Raw genomic sequence first — 12,041 nt, forward strand, 5'->3', positions numbered from 1 at the left:
CATGCAACTGCCCAGCCCAGGGCATGGCACCGGGCAGTGAAAGGAAATAGAACGGGTCAGCGAGGGGGGCCAGGTTGCAGCCCCCTTCAGGATCAGTGGGCCGAGGCGACCACGGGCTGATCAGGGTCTTTGCTGGTGACGCGCATCAGGGCCGTCATCAGGAAGGCGATGACCAGCAACGCGCTGAGGAACAGCAAGCCCGTGGCTGCGCTTTGGCTGTTGCCCTTGACCACACCGATCATCGACGGCCCGACGAAGCCGCCAAGATTACCGATGGAGTTGATCACGGCAATCGACACTGCTGCCGTAGCACGGTCGAGGAACAGCGTCGGCAGTGCCCAGAACGGCGACTTGAAGCTGTACAGGCCCGAAAGCGCGACACAGATCATGGCCATCGAGGCCACCGCGCTGGGCAGCATGCCAGCACCGATCAGGCCGAGCGCTGCGACCGCCAGCGGAATGGCCGAGTGCATCTTGCGCTCGTTGCGCCGGTCGGAGCTGCGCGACCAGATGATCATCGCAACGGTGGCGACAATATACGGGACCATGGCAATCAGGCCGATCTGGGTATGGCTCAGGTCGCTGGAGAAGCCCTTGATGATCTGCGGCATCCAGTAACCGACACCCAAGCTGCCGCATTGGTAGACGAAGTAGATGAAGGCCAGGTAAAGCACCTTCTTGTTGACCATGGTTTGCAACACGCCCAGACGCTTGACGTTCTTACGGCTCTGGCGGTCGCGCTCAAGCTCGGCCAGCAGCCAATCCTTTTCCTGTTGAGTCAGCCATTTGGCCTGCTCGGGCTTGTCGGTCAGAAACAGGAAGCAGGCGATGCCGAGGAAGACGGCCGGCACGCCCTCGAGGAACAGCATCCAGCGCCAGCCGCTCCAGTCGAACCACTTGATGTTGTCCATGATCCAAGTGGAAAGCGGTGCACCGATGATGTAGCTGACCGGAATCGCGGCGGTGAACAGCGCCACGGTGGTAGCCAACTCCTTGGCGCGGAACCAGTAGGTCAGGTAGACGATAACGCCGGGGAAGAAGCCGGCTTCGGCCACGCCGAGAAAGAACCGCAGCACGTACAGCTGGTTGGCGGTCTGGGCAAAGGCGGTGGCGGCGGCAATCGCACCCCAGGTCACCAGGATACGGGCAATCCAGACCCGCGCACCGTACTTGTTGAGCATGACGTTGCTCGGCACTTCGAACAGGAAGTAGCCGATGAAGAAGATCCCGGAAATGAAGCCGAAGGCCTCGCTGGTCAGGGCGAGCTCCTTGTTCATTTCCAACGCGGCATAGCCGATGTTGGCACGGTCCAGGTAAGAAACGATATAGAGCAGGAACATGAAGGGGATGATGCGCAGGGTGACTTTGCGCACCGTAGCCTGCTCATCGACAGTCTTGTTGTTGTTCATGGCGACCTCACTGTGGAGCGAACTTTGCCCGCCCCTTGTCATTGTTATCTGTGCAGCACGGTTCAGGCAGAAAAAACCATACAGACCGGACTGCCGGTCGAAACCGAAAAGCCCGTTTTGCTCAAGCGTCCATGCTGCGCATCGACTGCCAGTGCAACGATGCTGTCGCTGTCTTCGTTGAGGGCGAAGACGAAGCGCTGGTTGGGGGTCAAGGCAAAGAATCGTGGCGTGCGCCCGGCAGTGGGCGCCACATCGACCAAGGTCAACAGGCCGCTATGGGCGTCAATGGCGAACACCGCGATACTGTCGTAGCCGCGGTTGGAGGCGTAGAGAAAACGCCCACTGCGGTCCACTTCGATCTCAGAGGCGCGGCTGTTACCGGTGTACGTCGTCGGCAGCGACGACACCACTTGCAGCGGCTCCAGGGCGCCGTTATGGGCATCGAAACGGTAGCTGGTCACGGTCGAATCCAGCTCGTTGATCACGAAGGCCAATGGCGCGCTCGGGTGCAATGCAAGATGCCGGGGCCCTGCGCCCTCCCGGCTGGCCACGAAGGGCTGCTCGCCGGGGATCAGCTTGCCGCTTTCGAAGCGGAAGGTGAACACCCGGTCCAGGCCCTTGTCCGGCACCAGGACGAAATTGCCCGAGGCATCAAACGGGTTGAAGTGCGGCTTGGCGAACGGCTGTTCGACTCGGTGCGGCCCTACGGGCCCTTCAAGCTGCACCAGTTGGCTGACCTCGCCGAGGCTGCCGTCAAGATTGACGTCAAGTACGGCCAGGGTGCCGGTGATATGGTTGGACACCACCATGAACCGTTCGGTCGGGTCCAGTGCCAGGTGCACCGGGTTACGCCCTTCGCAACTCTGCGTATTGATCAGGCTCAGCGTGCCGTCGCGCGGCTCGACCGCAAACGCACTGACTTCGCTGCGGTCGCCATGCACGGTATACAGCCGATCACCGGCGCGACTGAGGGCCAGGAATGATGGATTGACCAAGTCGCCAACGACCTGGACCAGCTCCAGGGTACCGATCTGCTGATCGACCCGGTAGACCGTGATGCCATCACCCCGGGCGTTTCGCTCACGCGTGGTGCGCGATCCGACATAGGCATACATAGGGTTTTTCTCCCGTGGCAAATGCGTTTCAGAGGGGTGTGGGGCCGTTCGACAGGCAGCCGCACCCCGCGCGGAGACATCTGTGCCTCCGCCGTTGTAGGAGCGATCGGGTTATTCGTCAGTGGCGGGTACGCTTGACGACCTTGCGAATCACGTAGGGCAGCACGCCGCCATTGGTCAGGTAGCGAATTTCCTGAAGCGAGTCGATACGGGCGATCACCTGCCGTTCATCCTGCGAGCCGTCTGCACGTCGCACCACCAGGCCGATGCGGTTGTCACCCACCGTCAGCTCATCGAGGCCGGCGAAGTCGAAGTGCTCGCTGCCGTCGAGGTCCAGGTCATCCACGCCCTGCCCTTCTTCGAACAGCAAAGGCAGCACGCCCATGCCGATCAGGTTGCTGCGGTGGATTCGCTCGATACTGCGCGCCACCACCGCACGCACACCCAGCAAGGCCTGCGCCTTCGCCGCCCAATCGCGACTGGAGCCTGCGCCGTAGTTGATACCGGCAAAGATCACCATCGGCGTACCGGTATAGCTCTGTGCTGCGTCGTACAGCGGCAGGCATTGACTGTGATCGGCGTTCCAAGCCCAGGCGCCCGGACCTGGTTGCTGCTCACCCAGCAGGCGATTCCTCACCGATTTGTTGGTGAAGGCGCCGCGCAACATCACTTCGTGATTGCTACGGCGGGTGGAGTATTGATTGAGGTCCTGAGGGTCTTCACCACGCTCCAACAGCCATTCGCCCGCCTGGCTGTTCGCCGGAATCGCGCCAGCCGGCGAGATGTGATCGGTCGTGACGTTATCGCCCAGGACCATCAGCGCCCGTGCGCCCTGGATAGCCAGGCTGGCTTTCGGCTCGGCCTGAATGTCGGCCAAGTACTGTGGACGGCGCAGGTAAGTCGAACGGGCATCCCACGGGAACTGCACGCTGCCTTCGGCCGACAGAGCCTGCCAGTGGTGGGTGCCGTCCCAGACCGTGGCCAGGCGCTGCTGGAAGAATTCCGGCTTGACCACACGAGCGACCAGTGCCGCGACTTCCTCATCGGAGGGCATCAGATCATGCAGGTAGACAGGTTGACCTTGAGCATCCTGGCTCAGCGCTTCGCGAGTGAGGTCGGTCTCGATGGTGCCCGCGATGGCGAACGCCACGCACAGGGCCGGCGAGGCCAAATATCCTGCTGGCACCTTTGGATTCACTCGGCCTTCAAAGTTGCGGTTACCCGAGAGCACCACCACTCCCTTGAGCCCTTGGTCGGCGAATGCCTCCACGTGCTCCTCAAGCTTGCCGGAGTTGCCGATACAGGTCATGCAGCCAAAACCGGCCAACTCGAAGCCCAGGGCGGAGAAGTCCTGCAGCAGGTCGGCCTCGGCCAGGTAATCGGCCACCACCTGGGAACCGGGTGACAGCGAGGTCTTGACCCACGGTTTGCGCTGCAGGCCCAGTCGACGGGCATTGCGCGCCAGCAAGCCGGCCTGGATCATTTGTGCCGGGTTGGCGGTATTGGTGCAACTGGTGATAGCCGAGATCACTACGGCGCCATGACCAATCGATTGCCCGAAGGACGGCTCAACGAATTGCTGGGCCTGAGGGCCGGAGATCAGGTTGCCACCACCCAGCACTTCCTCCTTGAATGAAAGACCCGAGCGCGACAGCGGCTGACGCTGATGCGGCTGATACGGGCCAGCAACGCTCGGCTCGATGCTGGCTAGGTCAAGCTCGATAAGCTCGTCAAACTCAGGCTCCGGCAGATCATCGCGTCGGTACAGGGCCTGGATGTGCATGTAACTGGAGGCTTGCAGGCACAGCTCGGCACTGCGACCAGTGAGTTGCAAATAATCCAGCGTCTGGTCGTCGAACGGGAAGAACACCACAGTCGCACCGTACTCTGGCGCCATGTTCGATACCGTGCCACGCGCCGCCCAGCTCAGGGTAGTCAGGCCGGGGCCTGTAAATTCGACGAACTTGCCGACCACCGAACGCTTGCGCAGAATCTCGGCGACATGCAACGACAGGTCGGTGGCAGTGACGCCTGGGCGCAAGGTGTTGGTGACACGGAAACCGATCACTTGCGGGAAGTTGATCGGCACCGGCTCGCCGACCATCGCCGCCTGCCCTTCCAGACCACCCACGCCCCAGCCGAGCACGCCGATGGCGTTGATCATTGGCGTATGGCTATCGGTAGCGACCATGTCGTCGGGGTGCAGCAGGGGCTGGCCATCTTCGGTGCGGCTCTCCCACACCACTTTGGCCAGCGCCTCCATGTTCATCTGGTGGATGATGCCGGTGCCCGGCGGGATCACGCCGAAGTTGTCCAGGCTCTTCTGCGCCCACTTGATGAAGCGGTAGCGCTCACTGTTGCGGCGAAAATCGATGTCCAGATTCTTCTCGACCGCACCGGCCTCGGCGTAGCGCTCGACGATAACCGAGTGATCGATGGTCAGCACTGCCGGAATCTGCGGATTCATAGCCGCAGGATCGCCACCCAGCTCGGCAACCACGTCGCGCATGCCGGCGAAGTCTGCCAGTGCCGGCAAACAAGTGGTGTCGTGGAACATCAGGCGATTGGGTTGAAACGGCACTTCACAGTCCGGCCCTTGGCCAATGGCACGGGCCAGCACTGGTTCCAGGGCCTCGGGCGTGCAGCGCGCAACGTTCTCCAGAAGAATGCGGATCGAATAGGGCAAACGCTGCAGCTGGCTCGGGCTTAGCAACTTTTTCAGGTCGACATAGGCAAAATGTTCCTGGTCAATTACCACACTGCTCATCAGGTCGCGGGCTGTCTCGGTCATGCTCGTATCGCTCGGCTTTTTATAGTGTTAACAACGCTGGCTAAAGCAATCAGCCCTATTGATGAACCGATACTAAAAGCAGTCTGCCAAGATGAAAATTGGTCAATTACCACAACAGCGTTCTCCAAAGGAGAACGCTCATCAGTGGCTCTAACTCAACATTTTCAGATGATCAACGAAGGTTCGTAGCGTAGGCGACGCGCCTTCCAACCTCAGCGCCAACAACAGCGTCCGCTTGGCCCAGGGCTCATTCAGCGTCACGGCCTTGATCTTGTGGCTGCGCAAGTATTGGGTGATCACGCTGCGCGGCAAGACCGCAACGCCCAGGCCGTTCGACACCATCCGGCACATGCAGTCGAAGCTACTGATGCGAATGCGCAGCTTCAGGGCCATACCCAGTTTGGTCGCCTCGCTGGTGAGCAGGGTGTGCATCGAGCTTTCCAGATGCGGCCCGACCATTTCATGATCAAGCACTTCCCTGAAACTCACGTCCTTGAGTCTTGCCAGTGGATGACTGGCGGGGACCGCCAAGGTCAGCTCGTCATGCCGGTAAGGATAGGTATCCAGTCCCTGGGTCGAAGTCTGTGCAGCAACGATACCGAGATCTGCACGGCCGTCAGCGACTGCTCGAATTACCGCAGAACCCACTCGCTCCTCGATATCGAACTTGATCGCCGGATACAACAGGGAGAAACCCGCCAGGTCCTGCGGCAAGAACTGTGAGAGCGCCGAGGTGATGGCATGAATACGGATATGGCCCTTGACCCCAGTGGCGTATCCGCTCAGCTCGGTATCAAGCTGGGCCATCGTCTGCTTGATCTGGCGGGCGTAGAACAACAACGATTGTCCGGCCGGGGTCAGATCGACCCCCCTGGCGTTGCGAACCAGCAGGGCCGATCCGATCTGCGCCTCCAGCTCGGTGATGCGCTTGCTGATCGCCGATACGGCTACATGCTTGATTCGGCTCGCGCGCGTGAGGTTGCGCTCTTGGGCGACCGTAATGAAGAGGTCAAGACTGGTCAGATCGTAGAGCAAAATTGATTCCTCATCATCATCTCACCCGTTTCAGGGCCGAAAACTGCAAGACCATCCAGGGCTGGGCACCCAGAACAAGGCAGAACAAAGCGAATGCCAATGCATTTTAATAGTTAAAGGTGCAAACTTGCGGCTTTACGCATCCAGAATCCGCTTCATTTTGAGCACAGCACTGTCCGGTGTAGTGAGGACTGGCACGCGCGCAAGCTTCGCGCAAGAGGGGGCAGCGGATGTCATGGAGAACTGTGCGAAGCAGATCACATCAACATCGGCGAGCGGCGTTACCAGTTCGCTGATCAGTTGATCATGCTTTTCACTGTCACCAGCATGCAGCGCTTCGATCGCCGCAGGACTGGTGGCATGCTGCAGCAAGACACGCCGACCACGGGCACTGGCGGCCGCCATCAACTCTTCCGACATCGAGTCGATTGCCGGTGGGAAGGTGGCCAAAAGCGCTACTCGATCCCCATGATCCAGGGCTTCTTCGAGCATTGCTTCATTGGGCTTCAAGACGGGGATATCCGCGTCCTTTTTGCAGGCGTCAATCGCTTCACCAAATGCCGAGCATGTAAACAGGATGCCATCAGCGCCTGCTCCGCGTGCATACCGCGCCAACTCAAGGAACCGCTGCTTGAGTGATTCTGTATGCGAACCGGAGCTGCGAAGATCCCGTGACAGCGAGTCTTCAAGCAGGTTGCACAACTCGGCCTCAGGCCAGAGCCGGGCAAAAGCCTCATTGATAGGTGCAACTGCCACAGGCGTGGCGTGAATGAGAAAGATACGTTTGGCCGCCATCATGCTCCCCCCCCGATAGCAGCATTGAGCACAAGTACGCCATCGTCGTCGGCGTACATCTGATCCCCCGCGCCAATGACCTGCCCGGCAATGGTGACGCTCAACCCTACCTGCCCTTCATTGCGCTTGGTGGATTTCGCGGGCGTCACGCCAAGCGCCTTGATCGCGATAGGCAACGTGCGCAGTACCGCTTTGTCCCGCACATAACCGTACACCAATACGCCAGCCCAGCCATTACGCACCAGGTCTTCAGCGATGTGATCACCAAACAACGCGCAGCGATCACTGCCCCCACCATCGACCACCAGCACCTTGCCCTCACCAGGCGTGGTGCTTAGCTCCTTGATGCGTGAATTGTCCTCGAAGCATTTGACCGTAACGGCATGCCCTTGGAAATCCGGCTTAGCCCCAAGGTCCTGGAAAATCGGCAAGAGCACCTTCGCACTCGCACCGAACTCGTCACACAGGTCAGTCGTTTTGATAGTCACCGCGGCTCTCCATTGGTCATAGACAAAACAAATGTTGCATATATTGGTTTTACATGCAATAAAATGCAAAGAGTCCGGGCATGGTTACCCGCCACCGGATACAGCATCGATCGGGATGACATTCAATCGCCTCGATCATTGTACTTCGTCGCCCTAACGTACACCCTGTGGCGCTGACGACGAGCCGCTTCATCTACGAACAAAAATGCTTAGGAGAGTGTGATGCGTATTCTGGTTCTTCCCTGCGATGGTATCGGTCCTGAAATCGTCGAGTCCTCGATGTCGGCATTGCATGCCGTCAACAAAAAATTCGACCTCGGCCTGAGCTTCGATTATGACGACGTCGGCTTCGTCAGCCTGGAAAAGTACGGCACCACCCTGCGTGACGAAGTGCTGGAAAAAGCCAAGACCTACGACGGCATCATCCTGGGCACCCAATCCCATGCCGACTACCCGGCGCCGGAAAAGGGCGGCCGCAACGTTTCCGCCGGCTTCCGCATCGGCCTTGATCTGTACGCCAACGTCCGCCCAGCGCGTACACGCTCCTTCATCGAGTCGAACATGAAGCCAGGCAAAAGCATGGACCTGGTGATCATGCGCGAAGCCACCGAAGGCTTCTACCCAGACCGCAACATGTCCCGCGGCTGGGGTGAAGTCATGCCATCGCCGGACATGGCACTGTCGACCCGCAAGATCACTCGCCATTGCAGCGAACGTATTGCCCGCCGCGCCTTCGAGCTGGCCATGAAGCGCAACCGCAAGGTCACCGCCATCCACAAGGCCAACAGCTTCCACATGACCGATGGCCTGTTCCTGGAATGCGTTCGCAACGTTGCCAAGGACTTCCCGGAAGTGCAACTCGACGACCTGCTGGTCGACGCCTCCACTGCCCACCTGGTGCGCAGCCCGGAGCGCTTCGACGTACTGGTTGCCACCAACTTCTATGGCGACATCATCAGCGACCTGGCCAGCGAGCTGTCCGGCAGCCTCGGCCTGGCCGGTTCCACCATGCACAGCGACATCCACTGCTGCGCCCAGGCTCAGCACGGTTCGGCTCCGGACATCGCCGGTCAGGACAAGGCCAACCCGGTTTCGATGATCCTGTCGGTCGCGATGCTGCTGCAGTGGATGGGTGAGCAACACGCCAAACCTGCACTGGGTGTAGCGGGCAAGGCCATGGAGCAAGCAGTCGACGCCGTTCTGGAAGACCCGGCCAAACGCACTGCCGACCTGGGCGGCAAGCTGGGTTGCCGCGCCTTCGGTGAGGCCGTCGCCGCAGTCATAGCTGGCTGATCGACCCGCCTTCCTCCGCAGCAGAAGCTTGCCCGCCTCGTCGCCGACTTGCCCGCCACCTCTCGGGCAAGCTGGCGCGTTCGCGGGCAAGCCCGCTCCCATCAGGAGCATTTCCCCAGCCTCATTGGAGTATCCGGCCTTGAACCAACCTCTACTCGGCTGCATCGCCGATGACTTCACCGGTGGTACCGACCTCGCCAGCATGCTGGTACGCGGTGGCATGCGCACCCTGCAGGTGATCGGTGTGCCTGAAGGCCCGATCGATGCGGACGTCGACGCCGTGGTCATCGCGCTCAAATCTCGCACCCTACCCGCCGCAGAAGCAGTTGAAGAATCTCTGGCTGCTCTCGCCTGGCTCAAGCAGGCCGGCTGCCGCCAGTTTTTCTTCAAGTACTGCTCCACTTTCGACTCCACCGCTGAAGGCAACATTGGCCCGGTAGCCGATGCCTTGCTCAATGCACTGGACAGCCAGTTCGCCTTGGCATGCCCCGCTTTCCCTGAGAACCAACGCACACTGTTCAACGGTTACCTGTTCGTTGGCGACGTACTGCTCAGCGAATCCGGCATGCGCAACCATCCGTTGACACCGATGACCGATGCCAATCTGGTGCGCGTGCTGCAACAGCAAACCTCACGCAAGGTCGGCCTGATCCCGCACTCGGTGGTCAACCAAGGCGCGACCGCTACCCGCCAGGCATTCGCACAAGCCCAAGCAGAGGGCTGTGGCTACACCATCGTCGATGCCACCAGCAACCTGGACCTCAAGGTCATCGGCGAAGCCGCGGCTGACCACGTACTTATCACCGGCGGCTCGGGCGTTGCCCTTGGTCTGCCAGACAATTTCAAGCGCGCCGGGCTGCTGCCTGATGCCTCATCCGCTGCTGAGCTGCCCCACATGGAAGGTCTTTCGGCGGTGCTTTCTGGCAGTTGCTCGATTGCCACCAACGGTCAGGTCGAACAATGGCAGCAAAGCGGCCGCCCGAGCTTCGCCTTTGACCCACTGCGTCTCGCTGACGGCCATGACCAAGTCGCCGAGGCACTGGACTGGGCTCGGCCACTACTGAACCAAGGGCCAGTGTTGATTTATGGCAGCGCCAAACCTGAAGCGGTCAAAGCCGTACAGGAGCGCTTGGGTGTGACTGCCGCTGGCGAAATCGTCGAACGAGCGCTTGCGCAAACCGCCTTGGGCCTGCGAGACCTGGGCGTCAATACCTTCGTGGTGGCTGGCGGCGAAACCTCCGGCGCGGTGGTGAAGGCTTTGGGCGTCGATGCGCTGCGTATTGGCGAAACAATCGATCCGGGGGTGCCATGGACTCTGGGGATGGGCCAACACCCGGTGGCGCTGGCTCTCAAATCCGGTAACTTCGGTACCCGTGATTTCTTCAGCAAAGCTTTGGAGCTGGCGCCATGAACGAGAACAAGGAGCGGGAACAGATCGTCCTGCTGGGCAAGTCCATGTACGACCGCGGCTTGACCCACGGCGGCACTGGCAATATCAGCGTACGCCTGGACGATGGCTGGCTGCTGACACCAACCGGCTCCTCGTTGGGCCGACTGGACCCTGCACGCCTGACCAAGCTCGACTGGGATGGCCGACACATCAGCGGCGACAAGCCGTCCAAAGAGCTCATGCTGCACCTGGCAATGTACCAAGAGCGCCCTACCAGCGGGGCAGTGGTGCATTTGCACTCCACGCACTCGGTGGCGGTCTCGGTGCTCGACGGCCTGGACCCGGATGATCTGCTGCCTGCGATCACGGCCTACTACGCCATGCGCGTCGGCAAACTGCCGCTGGTGCCGTACTACGCGCCGGGCGATCCCGCCCTGGCCGAAGCGGTGCGATCATTCTCCAGCAAGCACCACGCCATGCTTCTTGCGCATCATGGTCCGGTGGTGGCCGGCAGCGACCTGAACGCGGCTGTCGATGCCACCGAGGAGCTCGAGGCGACAGCGCAACTGTTCCTGCTGATTTTCCAGCACAAGTTCAAGACGCTGACACCTGAGCAGATTGCCGAACTGCGTCGTCTCTACCCACTGAAGTGATGATCCCATGCTTGCAAGCCTGAAAACCTGGTGGGCCACACCCCTGGTAGGTATTGTCGGCGCGCTTCTGGCCAGTGCCGCGCACTGGCCACTGCCCTGGATCATCGGCTCGATGCTGGCGGTTATCTTTGTACGCTGCAGCGGGTGGTTGATCGCCGAAATCCCGAACGGACGCAAATCAGGCCAGTGGATGATCGCTACCTCCATCGGCCTGCACTTTACCCAACCCGTGGTACAGGAGATCGCCAGCCACTTCCCCATGATGCTCGCTGCAGCGTTTCTGACCTTGCTGCTGGCCTTGATCGGTATTGCCGTGATGCGTCGCCAGGGCATGGGCCTGACCACTGCCTACTTCGCCTTCATGCCGGCCAACTTTGCGGAAATGATCCAATTGGGCATGCGCTACCGCGCCGATGTCAGCCAGATCGCTGCTGCCCATAGCATTCGCCTGGTGCTGATCGTGCTCAGCGTGCCACCGGCAATGTTTCTGTTGATGCAGCTCAGTCCCGGTGCAGTTCAGCCGAGACCACCCGCCGAGTGGCAGTGGCTCGGACCAATGCTCATCGGTGGCGCGCTGGTGGCGTTGGCCTGGAAGCGCTTGGGTCTGCCCAACCCTTGGATGTTCGGTCCGATGGCCCTGTGTGCCGGCCTGACAGCATCGTTCGACCTGCGAACCGCCCTGCCGGTCGAGCTTAGCCAATACGGCCAGCTGATGATTGGCTGCGCCCTGGGCAGCTTCTTCGATCGAGGGTTTTTCCGCCGCTCACCGCTGTACCTGATCAAGGTGGTGGTCTTCACCTTGACCATGATCGCGAGCACCTTCCTGTTCGCCTGGGGCTTTGGCTGGCTGACAGGTATGCCCGTACTGTCGCTGGCACTCGGCATGATGCCCGGCAGTAGCACCGAAATGTACCTGACCGCCGAAGCGCTACACCTGGGAGCGGGAATGGTCACGGCGATGCAGATCATGCGCTTGATAGTCGTAATGCTGTGCGCCGAGCCACTGCTCAAGTTCTGGCTGGCGCGCCAGGAACGAACTGTCGCATCCCGCCAGCAAGACAACAGTGACTGA

The 12,041-nt window shown here is 60.6% G+C and carries 10 protein-coding genes; 4 read left to right on the plus strand and 6 right to left on the minus strand.

Going from position 1 to position 12,041, the window contains the following annotated elements; translation table 11 throughout:
- Positions 1-92: 92 nt before the first annotated feature.
- From N430_RS24135 to rraA, 6 genes are all read right to left on the minus strand, one after another.
- Positions 93-1,409, minus strand: a complete 1,317-nt coding sequence (locus N430_RS24135; RefSeq protein ID WP_110639294.1) for an MFS transporter — start codon at positions 1,407-1,409, stop codon at positions 93-95.
- A gap of 62 nt (positions 1,410-1,471) precedes the next feature.
- On the minus strand, positions 1,472-2,524 hold the full coding sequence (locus tag N430_RS24140; protein WP_110639293.1) for a lactonase family protein: 1,053 nt from the start codon (positions 2,522-2,524) through the stop codon (positions 1,472-1,474).
- A 118-nt stretch (positions 2,525-2,642) separates the two neighbouring features.
- Positions 2,643-5,315 carry an aconitate hydratase AcnA gene (gene acnA / locus N430_RS24145; protein ID WP_110639292.1) on the minus strand — a complete coding sequence of 891 codons (2,673 nt, stop codon included), beginning with the start codon at positions 5,313-5,315 and terminating at the stop codon, positions 2,643-2,645.
- A 150-nt stretch (positions 5,316-5,465) separates the two neighbouring features.
- Complete coding sequence (locus tag N430_RS24150; protein WP_110639291.1) at positions 5,466-6,350, minus strand: LysR substrate-binding domain-containing protein; 885 nt, start codon at positions 6,348-6,350, stop codon at positions 5,466-5,468.
- Positions 6,351-6,485: 135 nt separating this feature from the next.
- Entirely contained in the window at positions 6,486-7,148 is a 663-nt protein-coding gene (locus N430_RS24155; RefSeq protein WP_371922793.1) for an aspartate/glutamate racemase family protein, read from the minus strand.
- On the minus strand, positions 7,145-7,633 hold the full coding sequence (gene rraA, locus N430_RS24160) for a ribonuclease E activity regulator RraA (RefSeq protein ID WP_110639290.1): 489 nt from the start codon (positions 7,631-7,633) through the stop codon (positions 7,145-7,147). Before rraA ends, N430_RS24155 begins: the two co-directional genes overlap by 4 nt.
- A 222-nt stretch (positions 7,634-7,855) precedes the next feature.
- On the opposite strand from rraA, the gene N430_RS24165 reads away from it, so the two are divergent.
- The 4 genes from N430_RS24165 to N430_RS24180 all read left to right on the plus strand — a co-directional run bounded on the left by N430_RS24165 (position 7,856) and on the right by N430_RS24180 (position 12,041).
- On the plus strand, positions 7,856-8,926 hold the full coding sequence (locus N430_RS24165) for an isocitrate/isopropylmalate dehydrogenase family protein (RefSeq protein WP_110639289.1): 1,071 nt from the start codon (positions 7,856-7,858) through the stop codon (positions 8,924-8,926).
- Positions 8,927-9,065: 139 nt separating this feature from the next.
- On the plus strand, positions 9,066-10,337 hold the full coding sequence (gene otnK, locus N430_RS24170) for a 3-oxo-tetronate kinase (RefSeq protein ID WP_110639288.1): 1,272 nt from the start codon (positions 9,066-9,068) through the stop codon (positions 10,335-10,337).
- Positions 10,334-10,969, plus strand: coding sequence for a 3-oxo-tetronate 4-phosphate decarboxylase (gene otnC, locus N430_RS24175; RefSeq protein WP_110639287.1), 636 nt, complete (start codon positions 10,334-10,336; stop codon positions 10,967-10,969). Before otnK ends, otnC begins: the two co-directional genes overlap by 4 nt.
- 7 nt (positions 10,970-10,976) lie before the next feature.
- Positions 10,977-12,041: an AbrB family transcriptional regulator gene (locus N430_RS24180; protein WP_110639286.1), complete on the plus strand. Its 1,065-nt coding sequence runs from the start codon at positions 10,977-10,979 to the stop codon at positions 12,039-12,041.

The sequence above is a fragment of the Pseudomonas sp. CC120222-01a genome (assembly GCF_003097235.1).
In the GTDB taxonomy this organism is placed as follows: Bacteria; Pseudomonadota; Gammaproteobacteria; order Pseudomonadales; family Pseudomonadaceae; genus Aquipseudomonas.

Excerpts from the sequence above, each read along its gene's own strand:
- N430_RS24135 (WP_110639294.1), bottom strand. The coding sequence starts at position 1,409 with ATGAACAACAACAAGACTGTCGATGAGCAGGCTACGGTGCGCAAAGTC.
- N430_RS24140 (WP_110639293.1), bottom strand. The coding sequence starts at position 2,524 with ATGTATGCCTATGTCGGATCGCGCACCACGCGTGAGCGAAACGCCCGG.
- acnA (WP_110639292.1), bottom strand. The coding sequence starts at position 5,315 with ATGACCGAGACAGCCCGCGACCTGATGAGCAGTGTGGTAATTGACCAG.
- N430_RS24155 (WP_371922793.1), bottom strand. The coding sequence starts at position 7,148 with ATGATGGCGGCCAAACGTATCTTTCTCATTCACGCCACGCCTGTGGCA.
- N430_RS24165 (WP_110639289.1), top strand. The coding sequence starts at position 7,856 with ATGCGTATTCTGGTTCTTCCCTGCGATGGTATCGGTCCTGAAATCGTC.
- otnC (WP_110639287.1), top strand. The coding sequence starts at position 10,334 with ATGAACGAGAACAAGGAGCGGGAACAGATCGTCCTGCTGGGCAAGTCC.
- N430_RS24180 (WP_110639286.1), top strand. The coding sequence starts at position 10,977 with ATGCTTGCAAGCCTGAAAACCTGGTGGGCCACACCCCTGGTAGGTATT.